At 69.6% G+C, this 17,369-nt stretch carries 17 protein-coding genes; 11 read left to right on the forward strand and 6 right to left on the reverse strand.

Going from position 1 to position 17,369, the window contains the following annotated elements; all coding sequences use genetic code 11:
• Positions 1-22: 22 nt before the first annotated feature.
• From ACZ6Z4_RS32045 to ACZ6Z4_RS32055, 3 genes are all read left to right on the forward strand, one after another.
• Positions 23-1,801 carry a 3-hydroxyacyl-CoA dehydrogenase family protein gene (locus ACZ6Z4_RS32045; protein WP_465572959.1) on the forward strand — a complete coding sequence of 593 codons (1,779 nt, stop codon included), beginning with the start codon at positions 23-25 and terminating at the stop codon, positions 1,799-1,801.
• A gap of 332 nt (positions 1,802-2,133) precedes the next feature.
• Complete coding sequence (locus ACZ6Z4_RS32050; RefSeq protein ID WP_465572963.1) at positions 2,134-3,192, forward strand: hypothetical protein; 1,059 nt, start codon at positions 2,134-2,136, stop codon at positions 3,190-3,192.
• 42 nt (positions 3,193-3,234) lie between these two features.
• Positions 3,235-4,470, forward strand: coding sequence for a hypothetical protein (locus ACZ6Z4_RS32055; RefSeq protein WP_465572966.1), 1,236 nt, complete (start codon positions 3,235-3,237; stop codon positions 4,468-4,470).
• Here ACZ6Z4_RS32055 and ACZ6Z4_RS32060 read toward each other — a convergent pair.
• A complete protein-coding gene (locus tag ACZ6Z4_RS32060) occupies positions 4,449-5,249 on the reverse strand; it encodes a phytanoyl-CoA dioxygenase family protein (protein ID WP_465572969.1) in 801 nt (266 codons plus the stop codon). The two genes, ACZ6Z4_RS32055 and ACZ6Z4_RS32060, sit on opposite strands and share 22 nt — an antisense overlap.
• A gap of 100 nt (positions 5,250-5,349) precedes the next feature.
• On the opposite strand from ACZ6Z4_RS32060, the gene ACZ6Z4_RS32065 reads away from it, so the two are divergent.
• The 4 genes from ACZ6Z4_RS32065 (at position 5,350) to ACZ6Z4_RS32080 (ending at position 8,799) form a co-directional block, all read left to right on the forward strand.
• Positions 5,350-6,153, forward strand: a complete 804-nt coding sequence (locus ACZ6Z4_RS32065) for a helix-turn-helix domain-containing protein (RefSeq protein WP_465572972.1) — start codon at positions 5,350-5,352, stop codon at positions 6,151-6,153.
• 117 nt (positions 6,154-6,270) lie between these two features.
• Entirely contained in the window at positions 6,271-7,128 is an 858-nt protein-coding gene (locus ACZ6Z4_RS32070) for an ABC transporter substrate-binding protein (RefSeq protein WP_465572975.1), read from the forward strand.
• 85 nt (positions 7,129-7,213) lie between these two features.
• Positions 7,214-8,065: an amino acid ABC transporter permease gene (locus tag ACZ6Z4_RS32075; RefSeq protein ID WP_465572981.1), complete on the forward strand. Its 852-nt coding sequence runs from the start codon at positions 7,214-7,216 to the stop codon at positions 8,063-8,065.
• A complete protein-coding gene (locus ACZ6Z4_RS32080; RefSeq protein ID WP_465572986.1) occupies positions 8,062-8,799 on the forward strand; it encodes an amino acid ABC transporter ATP-binding protein in 738 nt (245 codons plus the stop codon). Before ACZ6Z4_RS32075 ends, ACZ6Z4_RS32080 begins: the two co-directional genes overlap by 4 nt.
• 364 nt (positions 8,800-9,163) lie before the next feature.
• Here ACZ6Z4_RS32080 and ACZ6Z4_RS32085 read toward each other — a convergent pair whose 3' ends face one another.
• The 5 genes from ACZ6Z4_RS32085 to ACZ6Z4_RS32105 all read right to left on the reverse strand — a co-directional run bounded on the left by ACZ6Z4_RS32085 (position 9,164) and on the right by ACZ6Z4_RS32105 (position 13,453).
• Entirely contained in the window at positions 9,164-9,643 is a 480-nt protein-coding gene (locus tag ACZ6Z4_RS32085) for a VOC family protein (RefSeq protein ID WP_465572991.1), read from the reverse strand.
• 61 nt (positions 9,644-9,704) lie between these two features.
• Positions 9,705-10,121 (reverse strand): YciI family protein, encoded by a 417-nt coding sequence (locus ACZ6Z4_RS32090; protein WP_465572994.1) that lies wholly within the window; start codon positions 10,119-10,121, stop codon positions 9,705-9,707.
• Between the two features lie 91 nt (positions 10,122-10,212).
• Positions 10,213-11,550 (reverse strand): DUF2716 domain-containing protein, encoded by a 1,338-nt coding sequence (locus ACZ6Z4_RS32095; RefSeq protein WP_465572997.1) that lies wholly within the window; start codon positions 11,548-11,550, stop codon positions 10,213-10,215.
• A 2-nt stretch (positions 11,551-11,552) separates the two neighbouring features.
• Entirely contained in the window at positions 11,553-12,200 is a 648-nt protein-coding gene (locus tag ACZ6Z4_RS32100) for a response regulator (protein ID WP_465572999.1), read from the reverse strand.
• Positions 12,152-13,453, reverse strand: coding sequence for a sensor histidine kinase (locus ACZ6Z4_RS32105; RefSeq protein WP_465573001.1), 1,302 nt, complete (start codon positions 13,451-13,453; stop codon positions 12,152-12,154). The genes ACZ6Z4_RS32100 and ACZ6Z4_RS32105 overlap by 49 nt, the downstream gene beginning before the upstream one ends.
• Before the next feature lie 214 nt (positions 13,454-13,667).
• On the opposite strand from ACZ6Z4_RS32105, the gene ACZ6Z4_RS32110 reads away from it, so the two are divergent.
• From ACZ6Z4_RS32110 to ACZ6Z4_RS32125, 4 genes are all read left to right on the forward strand, one after another.
• Positions 13,668-14,711: a fatty acid desaturase family protein gene (locus tag ACZ6Z4_RS32110; protein WP_465573003.1), complete on the forward strand. Its 1,044-nt coding sequence runs from the start codon at positions 13,668-13,670 to the stop codon at positions 14,709-14,711.
• Positions 14,712-14,798: 87 nt separating this feature from the next.
• On the forward strand, positions 14,799-16,193 hold the full coding sequence (locus ACZ6Z4_RS32115; protein WP_465573005.1) for a M28 family peptidase: 1,395 nt from the start codon (positions 14,799-14,801) through the stop codon (positions 16,191-16,193).
• Positions 16,194-16,244: 51 nt separating this feature from the next.
• Positions 16,245-16,544 (forward strand): hypothetical protein, encoded by a 300-nt coding sequence (locus ACZ6Z4_RS32120; protein ID WP_363664648.1) that lies wholly within the window; start codon positions 16,245-16,247, stop codon positions 16,542-16,544.
• A 13-nt stretch (positions 16,545-16,557) separates the two neighbouring features.
• On the forward strand, positions 16,558-17,322 hold the full coding sequence (locus ACZ6Z4_RS32125) for an alpha/beta fold hydrolase (RefSeq protein WP_465573007.1): 765 nt from the start codon (positions 16,558-16,560) through the stop codon (positions 17,320-17,322).
• The last annotated feature ends 47 nt before the right edge of the window (positions 17,323-17,369 follow it).

The raw sequence follows: 17,369 nt of genomic DNA on the forward strand, positions 1-17,369 counted from the left end.
GGCCGACTGGCACACTGCGCCCATGGCGCGTGAACTGCAGACAGTCGGTGTGGTCGGGCTCGGCACGATGGGAGCCGGGATCGCGGAGGTGTTCGCCCGGCACGGGCTGACCGTGGTCGGCGTGGAGCGGGACGAGCAGGCGGTCGAGCGCGGCCGCGGGCACATCCAGCACTCCACCGACCGCGCGGTGAAGCGCGGCAAGTTGTCGGTCGAGGACCAGCAGGCGCTGTTCGACCGGGTGACGTTCGCCACCGAGCTGGAGGCCCTGGCCGACTGCGACCTGGTGATCGAGGCGGTGATCGAGCGGCTCGAGCTGAAGCGCGAGATCTTCTCCGCCCTCGACAAGGTGGTCCGCGAGGACGCGATCCTCGCCACCAACACCTCGTCCCTGTCGGTCACCGAGATCTCCGTCGCCACCGAGCGCCCGCGCCGCGTCGTCGGCATGCACTTCTTCAACCCCGCCCCCGTGCAGGAGTTCGTCGAGGTGATCAAGACCGTCGTCACCGAGCCGGACGTGGTCGAGGACGTGCTCGCGCTGGCCCGCAAGCTCGACAAGGTCCCGGTCGTCGCCGCGGACCGGGCCGGTTTCATCGCCAACGCGCTGCTGTTCGGATACCTGAACCACGCCGTCTCCATGGTCGAGTCGCGCTACGCGACCCGTGAGGACGTCGACGCCGCGATGCGGCTGGGCTGCGGGTACCCGATGGGCCCGCTCGCGCTGCTCGACTTGATCGGCCTCGACACGGCGTACGAGATCCTCGACACGATGTACAAGCAGGGCCGCAACCGGCTGCACGCGCCGGCCCCGATCCTCAAGCAGATGGTCACGGCGGGCCTGCTCGGCCGCAAGACCGGCCGCGGCTTCTACACCTACGAGGCGCCCGACTCCCCGGTGGTCGTCGACGACGACCTGACCCCGCGGGTGAACGGCGACGAGGTCGCGACCCGCCCGATCAAGCAGATCGGCGTCGTCGGCTCCGGCACGATGGCCGTCGGCATCATCGAGGTCTGCGCCAAGGCCGGGTACGACGTCCTGTACGTCGCCCGCGGCACCGAGAAGGTCGACCGGGTCCGCGCCGGCCTGGAACGCTCGCTGGAGAAGGGCGTCCAGCGCGGCAAGCTCTCCTCGGAGGAGCGCGACGCCGCCCTGACCCGCATCGTCGGCACCGCGAAGCTCGACGACCTGTCCACCGCCGACCTGGTGATCGAGGCCGTCGTCGAGGAGCTCTCGGTCAAGCAGGCCCTGTTCGAAACCTTCGACGAGATCTGCAAGCCCGGCGCCATCCTCGCCACCACCACCTCAAGCCTTCCTGTCATCGACCTCGCCATGGCCACCAAGCGCCCGGCCGACGTCGTCGGCCTCCACTTCTTCAACCCAGCCCCGGTCATGAAGCTCGTCGAGGTCGTCAGCACCGTCAGCACCACCCCCGAGGTCGCCGACACCGTCGCCGCCGTAGCCGTTGCCGCCGGCAAACACCCGGTCCGCTGCGGCGACCGCGCCGGCTTCATCGTCAACGCCCTCCTCTTCCCGTACCTCAACGACGCCGTCCGCATGCTCGAAGCCCACTACGCCGGCGTAGACGACATCGACGCCGCCATGAAACTGGGTTGCCGCCTCCCCATGGGCCCCTTCGAACTCCTCGACGTGGTCGGCCTCGACGTCTCCCTGGCCATCCAGCGCACCTTGTACCTGGAATTCCGAGAGCCCGGCTTCGCCCCCGCCCCCCTCCTGGAACACCTCGTCACCGCCGGCTACCTGGGCCGCAAAACCGGCCGAGGCTTCCGCGACTACAGCAACTGATCGCAAGGGGTGCAGGCTGCAGAAACCTGCACCCCACCGCTTTCCCACACCCGCACTCAGCACCGCCCTGCCCGTGCGCTTTCCCTCAAAACCCCAGCCGCGCACCCACCTTCACCCCGGGCACCCGCCCCACCCCCTCCGCCTTCCCTAACCCGCACCCACGCAGCTGCCCGGCCCGTGCGCCTTCCGTCAAAGCCCCAGCCGCGCACCCACCTTCACCCCAGGCACCCGGCCCCACCCCAACGCCTTCCCTAACCCGCACCCGGGCACCCACCTCAGCAACTCACCTAATGCAGATGCATCCACGCCAACCGCGGGCCTAACCTCCAGAGATGGAAGGTCGCCCCACACCCAAGCCCCGCTCCCTCCACCAGGACGCCACTGGCCACTGGGTCCGCCAGTGGACCGGCACCGACTGGTTCGCGGCGGCCGACTCCTGGGTGCGCGACCAACTCACCGAAGCCGGCATCACCCCCACCGGCGCCCCCGTCCCGTACAAGATCCGCTTCTGGGCCGCCGTCTGGTGCTACCCCACCACCCACGGCCTCTACTGGTTCAAGGAAAACAACCCCGGTCAGTCCTTCGAAGCAGCCCTCGTCGACGCCATGGCCCGCGAGCTACCCCAACACGTCATCCCCCCACTCGCCATCGACCCCACCCACGGCTGGCTCCTCACCGCCGACCAGGGCGCAACCCTCGACGAGCAGCTCACCCACGTCGACCCCCTCACCCTCTGGCGCCGCCTCGTCATCGAGTACGCCGCCCTCCAACGCGACACCATCCCCGCCGAACACCCCCTCCTCGCCACCGGCCTCACCAACGCGGCCCCCACCAACCTCGGCCCAATCGTCCACACCATCGCCGACTGGTTCACCGACCTCGCACCCAACCACCCCCTCGCCATCACCACCACCCAGTCCACCCACCTCCACCACGCAGCCGACAACCTCACCACCTACGCCACCAACCTCTCCGGCGCCATCCCCCTAGCCATCGACCAGAACGACCTCCACGCCCACAACGTCTTCGCCGCGAGCCCCACCGCCCCCTTCCGCTTCTTCGACTTCGGCGACTCTCTCTGGGCCCACCCCTTCGTCACCCTCGCCTGCGTCCACTCCGCCCTCGTCGACCCCGATGACCCGGACACCTGGCAGGAGAACGACCCCCGCCTCACCGAGATCACCGACGCCTACCTCCACCAGTGGACCGACCTGGCTCCCCTCGAAGACCTCCGCACCGAGCTGGCCACAGCCCTGCCCCTGCACGTGGTTCACCGCCTCATCTCCTGGCACCGCCTGCTCGTCCACGCCGACGAAACCGAAGCAGCGGCCTGGGCCGTCTCACCGAAGCACTGGATCAGCGAAGTCATCCGACTCTTCGGCAAGGACTGAAACCCGGCGAGACCTGACCCTCCGCGTGCAACACTCCAGCAGGTGACCACCCCGACGCCCAGCGCCAGTTTTCTGCGCAAGGAGGCCGGAGAGATCGTGCACGCCGTCGCCTTCCGCCTGTTCCCGGTCGTCACCGGCCTCAGCCTGCTCCTGATGCCGCGGCTCGTCGGCGCGGACTGGCCGGGCTGGTCCTCGACGATGGTCCTGATCATCCTCGTCGTCATCCCGGCAGCCTTCGTCATGACGATGGTCTCCGCCCGCACGAGCCGCCTGGCCTGCTGGGTCGCCGCCCTCGCCGTGATCGCCTGCGTCGCCCGCATGATCTGGACCCTGTACGACGCCGGCGACCGCGCCGCCTTCGCCGTCATCGCCCTGGCCCCGTTCCTTCTCCTGCTGGTCGCGGCCGTCCTCCTGATCGCCTACGCCTGGCCGCGCGCCACCACCCGCGACCTCGCGATCGTTGCCCAAGCCAACGGCTGGCAGATCCACCGCGACCTCCCGAGAGACCTGCGCCTCCCCGCAGCCCCGCTGCCGCTACCGATCGGCCGCACCTGGGTCGTCCGCAACGTCGTACGAACCAGCAGCGCCCTCGCGTTCGAGGTGCGCTGGCTCGAATGGCGCGGCCTCCTCTGCCGCCGCCAGCGCCTGACCGTGTTCGTCGGGAAGCAACTCCAGCAGGAGCTCCCCGCGCTGGAGGTCCGCCCTGGCAGCGGCCTGACCCGCTCCGACCTCTCCCTGGAGAGCGCCGAGTTCAACCGCGCGTACGACGTGATCGGCGAGCACCCGCAGTACCTGATGGCGATGCTGCAGCCCCGCGTCATGCAGACCCTGCTGGACGCCCGTCCCATCGGCCTGGTCGTCGACCGCGACGTCCTGCTCGCATACGACGATGCCGCGCTGAGCCCCGACTCCCTGACCCGAGGAGTCACCGCCGTCGAGCGCCTCGCCGAGCTGGTCCCGCAGCACGTCTACGACCAGTGGGGCCGGCGCCACCCGTTCGCACCAACCTCCCGGCTCCGCTTTAGTGGTCCCGGCTGGTCCCACCACATCGGCAAGCTCTACCTCCGCTGGCTGGCCCTCTCGACCGGCCTGCTCGGGCTCACCCTGGCCGCCTGCCTGGCAGGCGCCGCCGCCGAGTCCCATGTGAACGGCACCGACTTCAACCCAACCCGCCCGCTCAGCTCACTGCTGACAGCAGTCGTCGTACTGGGGCTGATCGCCACCGTTAGCGGCGTCGCGTCCCGGCCAAGGCTGGCTCACGGCTCCGCATCCGCGTAGTCGCCGCAGGGCCCACCGCCGATCGCCTCAGCAATCGACACCGTCCGCCGGTCCGGCCGGACCAGCGGGTCGTAGAACGCGGCGATCTCGGTGCTTGCCTCCGGCACGTAATGAAAGATCAGCGAGCGCCGGAACCGATCCGCGCTCGAGTTCGGCCGCGAGCCGTGCACGACACTCCCGTGGAAGAACAGCACGTCTCCGGCCGCCATCCGCGTCTGCACCGTGCGCATCCCGTCCGGGACCGGTACCTCGACCGACGTGAACGACTCGGTCAGATCCGCCGGCTCCGGACACACCAGCTCGGTCCGGTGCGACCCGGGTACGACGGCCAGCCCGCCGTTCTCCGCATCCACGTCGTCGACCGCGATCCACGCTGCCAGACACGTCTCTGGATCGGCGCGAAGGAACGTGTTGTCCTGGTGCAGCGCCTGCCCGCGCGCGCCCGGCGGCTTGAAGTAGAACATCGACTGCGCCCCGAGCGCCGGCCCGATCAGCGCAGTCACCACATCGAGGATCCGGCTGTCGAGCATCAGCTCCAGCGAGATCCGGCCGGCCTCGACATCGGTCCGCCGGTGCGGATGCACGAACCGCGGGTACCGCGCGAGCGGGTCGTCCGCCGGTACGCCGTCGTCGATCGCCAGCGAGTGGTCCGCCGCGACCTGATCCATGAAAACCCGCCTGATCCGCGCGATCTCGTCCCGCGAGATCAGCCCGGGAACCTGCACCACCCCTTCCCGCGCGTAGACGTCGGCCACGGTCTCGGACGCTGTGCTCGTCATACGTCGAGTCTGCGCGCGAACCCCGCGCGAGTGGATAACCTATCGAGCTGTGAACCTTCGAGATCCTGCTACGCAGTCGAGCGGTCGTGCACCGACAGCCGTGCACCGACCGGACTCGTACACACCGACCGTCCGGCGCCTGCTGGCGGGGGAGTTCGACGAAGGCCCCGGCTACACGACGTACCGGCGCAGAGGCACCACCGACTGGCTGCTCTTCGACACCCTCAACGGCCGCGGCCGCCTGGGCACCGCGTACTCCGACGTGATCGCCGTCCCTGGAAGCCTCACGCTGGTGAAGCCCGGCACCCTCCACGACTACGGCGTCGAGCCCACCCTCCAGCACTGGCACTTCCTCTACGCGCACTTCCACCCCAAGCCCGACTGGATGCCGCTGCTCGACTGGCCCGAGGTCGCGCCCGGCATCCTCCAGCTCCAGCCGAGCGAGCAGGCTTCAGGCCGGATCGCCGACAACCTCGCGGCCGCCGTACGGCACCAGTCGAGCGTCCTGTCCCAGGGCGAGCTGCTAGCCCTCAACGCTCTGGAGGCCGCGCTCATCTGGGCCGACACCCAGAATCCGAAGGCGACCCCGATCGACGACCGCCTGCTCCGCGCGATCGAGCTGGTCGACCGCGACCTCAAAGCCGACCTCGGCATCCCGCGGCTCGCCCGCGCCGCCAACCTGTCCCCGTCCCGCTTCGCGCACCTCTTCCGCGCCCAGCTCGCCGTCACGCCCCAGCAGTTCGTCGAACGCCGTCGCATCGAGGCCGCCCGCCGCCTCCTCGAGCTCACCACGCGAACAGTGCAGTCGGTCGCCGCCGAGGTCGGCTTCACCAACCCGCTCTACTTCGCGACCCGCTTCCGCCACCACACGGGCGTCACCCCCACGGCGTACCGCAAGAGCTGACGAATCCGCACCGGAGGAGGAACTCCACCGGCCCTCAACCGGAATTCTCCCTGCTCCTTTGGGTGAAAAGGGTGATATCGGGCGACCACCGTCGGTGCCGGGCTCTAGTCTGCTGCCATGAATCTTCGGAGTGCCGTGGCGGTGCTGGCCACCCTTGTCGTTGTCGCAGTGTCCGCGTGCGCGCCGGAGGACGAGACGTCCGGGACGCCGAGCCCGACCGGGGCCGATGCCTGTGGCAAGGACAAGCTCGCGCTGAAGACCGCGGGCGCGTTCACCGTCGGTACCGACAAGCCGGCGTACGCGCCCTGGTTCGTCGACGACGACCCGGCCAACGGCAAGGGGTACGAGTCGGCGGTGACGTACGCGGTCGCCAAGAGCCTCGGGTTCACCGAGGCCGAGGTGAAGTGGCAGACCGTGCAGTTCAACGCCGCGTTCGCGCCCGGGCCGAAGAAGTTCGACCTCGACGTGAACCAGATCTCGATCTCTGAGGACCGGCGCAAGGCGGTCGACTTCTCCTCGGGGTACTACGACGTCCGGCAGACCGTGATCACCACGGCCGGCAGCAAGATCGCCGGCGCGAAGTCGGTGGCCGAGCTGGCCGACGCCAAGCTGGGCGCCCAGGTCGGCACGACCAGCTACACGTCGCTGCGGGACGTCATCAAGCCGAAGCAGACCCCGGCGGTCTATGACACGAACGACCTGGCCGTGCAGGCGCTGAAGAACAAGCAGATCGACGGCATCGTGGTCGACCTGCCGACCGGCTTCTACATGACCGCGGCCCAGCTCGACGACGGCAAGATCGTCGGACAGCTCCCGGCCGGCGGCCAGGCCGAGCAGTTCGGCTTCGTGCTGGAGAAGGGCTCCGCGCTGACCGCATGCGTGTCCAAGGCCGTCGACGGCCTGAAGGCCGACGGCACCCTGGCCAAGCTCCAGCAGCAGTACCTGACCGCCGAAGGCGCCCCGGAACTCTCGTGACGACTTCGCACCTCAGATCGCAGCGGGTGGACAGGGCCGCGCGCCCGGCTCGTCGTCGCTCTCCTGGTCGCGCTCGGGGAGTGGCGTGAGCGACTGGCAGCCGTCGGCGCTGCAGTTGGAGCGGTTGGCGTACCGGCGTCGGCGGACCGTGCGGTCGGGCGTGATCGCAGCCATCAGCACCGTCGTACTGCTGGCGCTGCTCGTGGTCGGGATCGGTTCGACACCGGGCTGGCCGCGAGTCCGGGAGACCTTCTTCAACGTCGAACGCGGCTGGGAGGCGCTGCCGGTCGTTGCCCAAGGCCTTTGGTTGAACGTCCGGGTGATGCTCGTCTGCGCGGTGCTGATCGTCGTCCTCGGCCTGACGCTCGCAATCATGCGGACGTTGCGCGGCCCGATCTTCTTCCCGCTGCGAGTCTTTGCAGCGGCGTACACCGACGTCTTCCGCGGACTCCCGCTGCTGCTGGTGATCTTCCTGCTCGGCTTCGGCGTCCCCGCACTGCAGCTGCGCGGCCTGCCGAACGAGGCGGTGATCTGGGGCGGCGCCGCGCTGGTGCTCACCTACTCGTCGTACGTCGCTGAGGTGTTCCGCGCCGGCATCGAGTCGATCCACCCGTCGCAGCGCGCCGCCGCGCGATCGCTCGGCCTGTCGCACCGGCAGACGCTGCGCTTCGTCGTGCTCCCGCAGGCCGTCCGCCGCGTCCTGCCGCCGCTGCTCAACGACTTCGTCTCGCTGCAGAAGGACTCCGGCCTGATCGCGGTCCTCGGTGTCATCGACGCGATCCGCGCCGCCCAGCTGGAGACCGCCGAGGACTTCAACTTCACCCCGTACGTCGTCGCCGGCATCCTGTTCGTCGCGCTGACGATCCCACTGACCCGCCTGACCGACTGGGTCGCCCGCCGCCAAGGCTGGTACGGCGGGGGAGGAGGCCCGGTATGACCCTGCTGTCGCTGCGCGGCGTCCGCAAGACGTACGGCGCCAACGTGGTCCTCGACGACTTCGACCTGGACGTCGACGCCGGCCAGTGCGTGGTCCTGATCGGCGCCTCCGGCTCCGGCAAGTCCACGCTGCTGCGCTGCGTCAACCTCCTCGAAACCGTCGACGACGGCGTCATCGAGCTCGACGGCGAGGACATCACCGACCCCCGCGCCAACGCCGACCGCATCCGCGCCGGCATCGGCATCGTCTTCCAGTCCTACAACCTGTTCCCACACCTCTCGGTCCTCGACAACGTCACCCTCGCGCCCATCCGCGTCCACGGCGTCCCCAAATCCCAGGCCCGCACCCAGGCCCTCCAGATCCTCGACCGCGTAGGCCTGGCCGACAAAGCGAACGCCCGCCCCGACAACCTCTCCGGCGGCCAGCAACAACGCGCCGCCATCGCGCGAGCCTTGGTCAACAACCCCAAGCTCATGCTCCTCGACGAGGTCACCTCAGCCCTCGACCCCGAGCTGGTCGGCGAAGTCCTCGACCTCCTCAAGGACCTCAAGTCCGACGGCATCACCATGCTCATCTGCACCCACGAAATGACCTTCGCCCGCCAGGTCGCCGACCAAATCTGCTTCCTCGACCAAGGCCGCCTCCTCGAGTCCGGCCCACCCGCCCAAGTCCTCGGCAACCCCCGCGAACCCCGAACCCAGGAGTTCCTCAGCCGAATCACCGGCCGCCTGTGACCCGCGAGGCCAGTAGCTCCACCGGCCCACCGAACGGCACCAGCGTGCGGATCTCCGCTACGCCACCCGCCCCGACAGCAACACGAACGCCCGCTGAGACCGACACCAGCTGAGCCGACGCCGGAGCAGCACCGCGACGGCCAGCAGCGCGACGCACCCGCCCAGACCGGCTCTCGATTCAGCAGACGAGAAGCTCCGAGCGCGGACGATCAGGCAGTTGTGGACGAGCGCGTCACCGGCTGACCCGATCGTCGTCCGCAGTGGAAGCCAGCGGTCGGTCGCGAGCGTGGAGAGCCCGGTGCAGCGTGCGATGGTCGAGCACGATCGCCCGGATCGAGGAGCTGCCTGGGCGGCCGTCGTACGCCTAGGACTGCAGCGACGCCAAGTACTCCGTGACCCGGGACTGGATCTCCTCGCGGGGGACATCCCGTTCGCGCAGTTCCTGCATCCAGGCGGTGAGGATCGGGTACGGCGCCGTGAACTCCAGCGCGATCCCGTCGGGATCGCGGAAGTTCAGATGGTGCGAGAACTCCATGTCGCGAATCGGCGTGTACGTCACGCCGTACTCGTCGAAGCGGCGCTCCCACTCGACCAGTTCCTCGCGGGTCTCGGCGGTGAAACCAAGATGGTCGAGCCCGGTGCTGAGCTCACTGAACGCCCCACCGCCTGCCGCGTCATGCTGCACCACCGACAACATGAACCCACTCGCCCGGTCCACCAGCATCCGCGCGTACCCGAAGTCGAGCAACGGCATGAACCCCAGCACCTCGGCGTAGAACCGCTCACTACGCTCCAGATCAGTCACCGAGAAACTGACATGATCGACACCCCTGAACCCGAGCATCACCGCCCCCTTCCCCCGAGGGCAATGTAACCCCGGGGGACCACCACCGACAGCCCCAGCCTCAGCCCAGCGGGTTGAGCTCCTGGTAGTCGGCCTCCTCCATCACACGCCGTACGCCGATCGGCTGCTGCGTCGGCACCCCACCCGGCCCCGGCACCTGCGACACCAGCGCGGCGATCTCGATCGCCCGCTCCTCCGACTCCACGTCGATCACCTGAAAGCCGGCCAGCAGCTCCTTCGACTCCAGAAACGGCCCATCGGTGATCACCGGCGCCGACACCCCGTCCGACGTCACCGACTTCGCCAGCTCCGGCCCAGTCAGCGCCTCACCGCCGATCAGCTCCCCGGACTCCCGCAGCTCCGCGTTGAGCTTCTCGTAGTAGTCCATGTGCGCCTTCACATCCTCCGGCGCCCACTCCGTCATCGGCGTCGTGATCGCCCCACCGTTGTAGTCCACGATCAGCAGGAACTTGGTCATCGCAGTCTCCATCCGTTCAGCACCCCAGCGGTGCTCTCACCCGGGGGACGAAGCCGACGCTACGTCCTCGACATCCACGCGCGAAGTATTTTCAGGCGCGCCGTACTGGTGCTCCGAGCAGTGCGGTCAGCTCGTCCTCGACCTCGGTCAGCAGGTCGGCGCCGAAGACACACAGCGTGTGCTCCCACGGGTGACCGAAAGTGCCGAGCCGGAGATCCGCGGTGACGTTGAGGTAGTAGTCGCCGTCGGGATAGGCCAGGCCCTGCCAGTCCGGGTACTCCGGACGGCCCACTCGCGTGGGGTCGTACTCGAAGCCGGTGTGGTTCCAGTCCAGGAAGCGAAGCAGTTCACCGGGGCGGACCGCCGCGCGCAATCCACGCTCGACGATCTCCTCTAGCCTCTCCTCAGCCGCGGAGCCGATCCGGCGCGTCGGCTCACCGAGCGACCAGGTCACCGACGGGCTGGGATCGATCTTGCCCGGAAACCTCGTGGTGCTCGGCCTGAAGGCGAAGTGCGCGTCGACGGCGTCCCAGATCTCGCCGTACTCCGGCTGTGCGAGCAGCGTCCGGACCGGTCGAGTCTGCGGTCGCCAGTCGGGCGGAGACCAGTGGTAGGTCTGCACGCTCGACACCTCCTGGAACCCCGCTGATCGCAGCGCCTCGGCCGAGGGGCCGTCGACCTCGGCGACGAAGAACCGCGGGGTCGGACGCCGGCCGCCCGAGCGGCGGTGCGAAGGCCGAGGCGACCATGCGGACCAGTACGAGAGGAACTCGGGCGAGAACTCCCCGACCAGGCCCCCGATCGCGATGAACTCACCGAACTGCTGCGCCCAGCCGACATCGACGCGGTGGTCCTCGATGGCCGGCCCATCGGGGAGATCGTCGGTCCGGAGATGGTTGCGAGTGAGTACGCACAGATCGCCCGGCATTAGACCGTCCGCGTCGAGCTCGTCCAGCGGATCGCGGTGGGGGAGTGCGGTCCGCGCGATGCGCCGCGCAGCTGCGATCGCGGCGTGGGCCCCGGGGCCGGTGCGGAGATCGACGTCGGTGACGCCGCTCGAGACCGGCCCGCGAAAGCTCCCGGGCGCCGGCCCGGTCGTTCTCCCGCTCTCCGTCGGTGCGATCAGCAGCGGCCGTTCCCAGCCCGGCGAGAAACCGTGGTCGAGCAGCGTCGGTACCAGCGCGGGATCGTCGTGACCGTAGACGTTCCACTCGACGCGCTCACCGTGAGCGGTGAAGGCATCCTGGAGACGACGGATCAGCTGACCAGGATCAGCCCCGAGCGGTCCGACGAGCTTGACCTCACCGTGGGTTCCGGCGTGGACGCGGACCACCGGCCCGTCGGCGACCACTGTTTTGCCAACCCCCTCGTACGGCGGCCGGCGGCGTACGTGCTTCTCGTGTGCGGCCAGCAGGACGAGCGGGTCCATGACTAGCGCGACGACAAATACGTCAGGACGGCCATCACGCGGCGGTTGTCGTCTTCGGACGGGGGCAGGTCGAGCTTGGCGAAGATGTTGTTGGTGTGTTTGCTGACGGCCTTTTCGGTGACGAAGAGGGCGGCGGCGATGGCGGCGTTGCTGCGGCCTTCGGCCATCAGGCCGAGGACCTCGGACTCGCGGGGGGTGAGGCGGGTGACGGGGGAGTCGCGGGTGCTGCGGGCCAGGAGTTGGCCGATGACGTCGGGGTCCATGGCGGTGCCGCCGGCGGCGACGCGGCGGACGGAGTCGAGGAACTCGGCGACGTTGGAGACGCGGTCCTTGAGCAGGTAGCCGACGGCGCCGCCGCCTCCGGTGAGGAGCTCGCGGGCGTAGAGCTGCTCGACGTACTGGGACAGGACCAGGATCGGGAGGCCGGGGACCTGTTGGCGGGCCTCGATGGCGGCCTTGAGGCCCTCGTCGGTGAAAGTGGGTGGGAGCCGGACGTCGACGACGGCCACGTCCGGCCGGTGCTCGACGAGCGCCGGGACCAGGCGGGGGCCGTTGTCGACGGCTTCGACGACGGTGAAGTCGTGGGCTTCCAGCAGCCGGATCAGGCCGTCCCGGAGGAGGGCGTGATCTTCAGCGATGAGGACTCGCAAGGCAACTCCATGATCACGGTGGTCGGCCCGCCGGTCGGGCTGACCACCGTCAACGTACCGTCGAAGGCGGCCAGTCGCCGCTGGATTCCGTACAGCCCACCGCCCGGGGTCACCGCCGCCCCGCCGACGCCGTCGTCACCGACCAGGATGTGCAGCTTGTCCTGCTCGAAGCTGATCTGGACCCAGGCGTTCGTCGCCGCCGAGTACTTGACCGCGTTGGCCAGCGCCTCGGCGACCGCGAAGTACGCCGCGGACTCCACCGGGGCCGGCGGACGACCCGGTACGTCGTACGTGACGTCGACCGTGAACGGGCAGGTCAGTGCGAGCGCGCTCACCGCGCCGTCGAGTCCCCGGTCGGCGAGCACCGGCGGGTGGATGCCGCGGACCAGGTCGCGCAGCTCCGACAGCGCCGTACTGGCCGACTCGCGGGCCTCGGTGAGCAGCGCCGCGGCCTGCTCGGGGTCGCGGGCGACCATCTCCTCGGCCATCCCGAGGTTCATGCTCAGCGCGGCCAGCCGGGCCTGGGCCCCGTCGTGCAGGTCCCGCTCGATCCGGCGCAGCTCGGCGGCCTGGGTGTCGACGGTCTCCGCGCGGGACTCGGCCAGCTCGCGGACGCGGATCGCCAGCTTGGCGCTCTCGGTCGGGCCCAGCAGCGACTTGGCCAGGTACGCGTTGGCCTTGAGCAGCCGCTCGCCCGACGCCGACCAGATCAGGAACGCGACCAGCCCGAGCGGCACCATCACGAACGCGGTCACCGGGTTGAGCTGCATCCAGCCCCCGAACGGCCGGTCGAAGACACCGTCCGGCGTCACCCAGACCAGGAACGGGTAGATCAGGTAGAACACCGAAGCCAGGAACAGTACGGCGGACAGCAGCGTCAGCGTGAACCCGAGCACGGCGTTCACCAGCAGCCACGCGATGTCACGCCACGTGGCCGGGTCGGCCAGCGTGGTGCGCAGCCACATCAGCATCCCGCGCATGGGCGGCTTGCGGTACGGGCGCTCGATCGCGACGCCGAGGAAGCTGCCCATGATGGTGCGGTGGCAGTTGGCGAACCAGCGCACGCACGGCACGAAGACGAGCAGCATCGGGATCCCGACCCAGACCGCGATCAGCGGCACCGAGACCACGTTCAGCACGAAGAACGCGATCCCGATCTCGGCGAGGATCGCCAGCCCGAGCGCGACGAAGGGCTGCGCGAGCCGCGGGAACCGCAGCGGCGGCGCCTTGGCGGCGGTCTGGAGGGTCGTCATCGTGTCTCCCGTGGTGAGGTGGCCGGCCGGTGAAGGTCCGGTCCGTACTCCCACCATGATGACCGAGCGCCGGGTCCGGATCAGTGGTGCTAGACCCACCCTGACCAGCGGGTTAACCCCCAGGTCACTCGGGTGGTAGCCCGCGTGTGCCGGGCGCCCGCCGGCACCAGGGTTGATCGGGTAAGCATCCGCACCTGATGAGACGAGGAACCCGATGGCACAGCCGCTCGCAGTGGCCGACGCACCCAGACAGTCGAGGGGCAGCGATTTCGCGCCGCTGCTGCGCCAGGTCCGCGAGGCCGGCCTGCTGGAACGCCGTACGGCGTCGTACGCGGTCTCGATAGGGCTGAACGTCGCGCTGATCGCCGCCACCTGGATCGGGGTGCTGCTGCTCGGCAACTCCTGGCTGCAGCTGCTGCTGGCGGTGCCGCTCGCGATCTTCACCACCCGGGCCGCCTTCATCGGGCACGACGCCGGGCACCAGCAGATCGGCAGCTCCCGCAAGCTGCACGACCTGATCGGCCAGCTGCACGGCAACCTGGTCTGCGGGATGAGCTACGGCTGGTGGAACGACAAGCACAACCGGCACCACGCCAACCCGAACCACACCGACAAGGACCCGGACGTCGGCGAGGGCGTGTTCGTCTGGACGCTGGAGCAGGCCGAGGGCCGCAAGGGGCTGCACGGCTGGCTCACCCGGCACCAGGCCAAGGTCTTCTTCCCGCTGCTCACGCTGGAGGGCCTGAACCTGAAGGTGTCGAGCCTGAAGTTCCTGCTCTCCCGCCGGCAGCGGCACGACGCCCGGGTCGAGCTGGGCCTGATGGCCGCGCACGTCGTGCTCTACTTCAGCGCGCTGTTCCTGGTGATGTCGCCCGGTAAGGCGCTGGCCTTCGCCGCGCTGCACCACGCGCTGTTCGGCCTGCATCTGGGCAGTGTGTTCGCGCCGAACCACAAGGGCATGGAGATGCCCGACGACGACAGCAACTGGGGTCACCTGGAGAAGCAGGTGCTGACCTCGCGCAACGTCGACGGCGGCCTGGTCACCGACTGGATGATGGGCGGCCTGAACTACCAGATCGAGCACCACCTCTTCCCGAGCATGCCGCGCGCCAACCTGCGGTTCGCGCAGCCGATCGTGCGCGACTACTGCGCCAAGATCGGGATGCCGTACCTGAGCACGGGCCTGGTCGAGTCGTACCGGATGGGCCTCGGGCACATGCACGACGTCGGCAGCGAGCTGCGCGCCGCCGAGAAGTGAGCAACTCTCCACGAAGTACGGCGACCAGCGCGGGAATCGGTTAGGTTCCTGGTCTCGGGGCCGACCTTTCGCCCAAGGGAGACCTGCATGACCGAACTGAGTCGTCGAGGCCTGCTCGGAGCCGTCGCCGGTGCGACCGCCGCCTCCGCCCTGACCACAACCGCCCTGTCCACGCCCGCCTGGGCCGCTGACGACCAGCGGCCCGGTGCGGCCCGCCCACCCCAGCTGGACCGGTACGACCGGCAGATCGTCAACGGGCTCTCCTCGGAGCGGGCGCTGCAGCACCTGAAGGTCCTGTCCGAGCAGATCGGCCCGCGGATCGGCGGCACGGTCAGCGAGAAGCGGGCCGCGGACTACATCGCCGGCCAGCTGGACAGGTTCGGCTACCGGACCCGGCTGGAGCCGTTCCCGGTCGCGGACAAGTTCACCGCCCAGATTGGCGACCCGCGGAACCTGCTGCCGGACGACATCTGCTGGCAGGCGGGCGCGGCGCCGGGCGGCAAGCTCAACGTGACCGTGCAGGGTGTGGCGCGCGACGTCGGTGCTGCTGCGGCGCCGGTGTGGCCGGCGGATGTGGCGGGCGCCGTCGTACTGGCTGATGACCTGGCGGCTGCTCGGCCGGCATTCGTTGCCGAGGCTGCGGCGCGGGGTGCTGTGGCGGTGGTCCTGCTGCCGGCGGATCAGGTGTTCCCGCGGCGGGCTGCGGCGTTCCAGCCGAGCGGGCTGACGGATGCGCCGATCCCGGTGGTCGGGGTGGCGCAGGTGCAGAAGCGGTTGCTGCGGGAGGCGCTCGCGGTGGTGACGTCGCTGCCGTTGTCGATCGGTACGACGGCGCACCGCAGCCTCGTGTCGAACAACGTGATCGGCGAGCGGCGTGGGCGCGGCAGCAACTCGCCGATCGTGATGGTGTGTGGGCACTACGACACGGTGATCGGTGCGCCCGGCGCGAACGACGACGGATCCGGGACGGTGCTGACGCTCGAGCTTGCCCGGGTGCTGGCGAAGCTGCCGACCGATGCGACGCTGCGGTTCGCGCTGTGGGGGTCGGAGGAGCAGGGGCTGATCGGGTCGCGGTACCACGTGGCGCAGCTCGCGCAGGACCAGCGCGATCGGTACCGGGCGGTGTTCCAGAACGACATGGTGGCGACGAGCTGGGATCCGGCGATCGTGTACTGGTTGCTGTCGTTCGACGGGCTGGCGAACGCGGCGACCGACGCCGTACGGGCCTCCGGTCAGCGCCTCGGGTACGACGCGCAGCTGGTCGGGCCGGTGACGCGTGGGGCTTCGGACCACCAGTCGTTCCAGGAGGTCGGGATCGCGGCAGCGAACTTCTCGTGGCGTGGAGAGTCGTCGCCGGCGCTGCTCGAACCGCCGTACCACTCGCCGGAGGACACGATCGCGAAGAACGTGAGCCTGGAACGGTTGCAGGTGTCGATGGAGCTGATCGGTACCGCGGCGTACGCCGTGGCGCGGCGGCGCTGAGTCGGGCCGTGCGCGGAGGGTTGCCCGGCGGCGGATAGGCTTCAGGGCGACATGTCACCCCGTCGGCGCAAGCCCTCCAAGCACACGCGGCCCGTCAGCGACCGGCCGCTGCTCGGCGGTACTCAGGAGCGGCAGAGCCGCGGCGACGGCGACTGGATCGTCCGCCGCGTCAGCGGTACGGCGTCGACCAAGGCGTACCGCTGCCCGGGGTGCGACCAGACGATCCTGCCGAACACGCCGCACGTGGTGGTCTGGCCGGAGAACCCGAGCCTGCTCGCGGCGATCGGCGGCGCCCAGTCGCTCGACGAGCGCCGCCACTGGCACACCGCCTGCTGGCAACGCCGCCGCTAGAAAGGCCTTCCGCATGAAGCTTCCCGTCACGTCGTACGGCGAGAGTGGTACGCCGGTCGTGGTGATGCACGGCCTGTTCGGCTCCGGCCGGAACTGGATGACCGCGGCCCGCCGGCTCGCGGCGTCGCACCGGGTCTACGCGCTCGACCTGCGCAACCACGGCAACTCCGAGCACGTGCCGGCGATGAGCTACCCCGAGATGGCCGAGGACGTCCGCGAGACGGTCGAGTCGCTCGGCGTCGGCCCGGTCGCGCTGGTCGGGCACTCGATGGGCGGCAAGACCGCGATGCTGACCGCGCTCACCCACCCCGAGGTGGTCGAACGGCTGGTCGTCGTCGACGCGGCGCCGGTCTCGTACCCGCCGCAGTTCGAGCAGTACTCGCAGGCGATGCGGAACGCCGACCTGTCGAACATCCAGCGCCGCGCGGAGGTCGACGCGCAGCTGCAGGCCGCCGTACCGACGCCTGGGACGCGGGCGTTCCTGCTGCAGAACCTGATCCTCGACGAGGACGGCGCCCGCTGGCGGCCGAACCTCGAGGTGATCGAGGCGTCGCTGCCCGAGATCTCCGGCTGGCCCGACGGCATCACCGGCTCGTACGCCGGTCCGACGCTGTTCGTCTACGGCGGCAAGTCCGACTACGTCCAGCAGGATCACCGGGCCGCGATCGAGGCGCTGTTCCCGCAGGTCCGGTACGAGGTGGTCGCCGAGGCCGGGCACTGGGTGCACGCCGAGCGGCTCGACGACTTCCTCGCGGTGCTGACGCCCTTCCTGGCGTGATTCGTTGACCGCTCGCGTAGGGTCTAGGTAACTTTCTACCCAAGACG

This window comes from Kribbella sp. NPDC104740, assembly GCF_055583505.1.

Coding starts and splice junctions, on each gene's coding strand:
- ACZ6Z4_RS32115 (WP_465573005.1), top strand. CDS start 14,799: ATGACCGAACTGAGTCGTCGAGGCCTGCTCGGAGCCGTCGCCGGTGCG.
- ACZ6Z4_RS32110 (WP_465573003.1), top strand. CDS start 13,668: ATGGCACAGCCGCTCGCAGTGGCCGACGCACCCAGACAGTCGAGGGGC.
- ACZ6Z4_RS32085 (WP_465572991.1), bottom strand. CDS start 9,643: ATGCTCGGGTTCAGGGGTGTCGATCATGTCAGTTTCTCGGTGACTGAT.
- ACZ6Z4_RS32070 (WP_465572975.1), top strand. CDS start 6,271: ATGAATCTTCGGAGTGCCGTGGCGGTGCTGGCCACCCTTGTCGTTGTC.
- ACZ6Z4_RS32090 (WP_465572994.1), bottom strand. CDS start 10,121: ATGACCAAGTTCCTGCTGATCGTGGACTACAACGGTGGGGCGATCACG.
- ACZ6Z4_RS32120 (WP_363664648.1), top strand. CDS start 16,245: ATGTCACCCCGTCGGCGCAAGCCCTCCAAGCACACGCGGCCCGTCAGC.
- ACZ6Z4_RS32060 (WP_465572969.1), bottom strand. CDS start 5,249: ATGACGAGCACAGCGTCCGAGACCGTGGCCGACGTCTACGCGCGGGAA.
- ACZ6Z4_RS32050 (WP_465572963.1), top strand. CDS start 2,134: ATGGAAGGTCGCCCCACACCCAAGCCCCGCTCCCTCCACCAGGACGCC.
- ACZ6Z4_RS32105 (WP_465573001.1), bottom strand. CDS start 13,453: ATGACGACCCTCCAGACCGCCGCCAAGGCGCCGCCGCTGCGGTTCCCG.
- ACZ6Z4_RS32045 (WP_465572959.1), top strand. CDS start 23: ATGGCGCGTGAACTGCAGACAGTCGGTGTGGTCGGGCTCGGCACGATG.
- ACZ6Z4_RS32125 (WP_465573007.1), top strand. CDS start 16,558: ATGAAGCTTCCCGTCACGTCGTACGGCGAGAGTGGTACGCCGGTCGTG.
- ACZ6Z4_RS32080 (WP_465572986.1), top strand. CDS start 8,062: ATGACCCTGCTGTCGCTGCGCGGCGTCCGCAAGACGTACGGCGCCAAC.
- ACZ6Z4_RS32095 (WP_465572997.1), bottom strand. CDS start 11,550: ATGGACCCGCTCGTCCTGCTGGCCGCACACGAGAAGCACGTACGCCGC.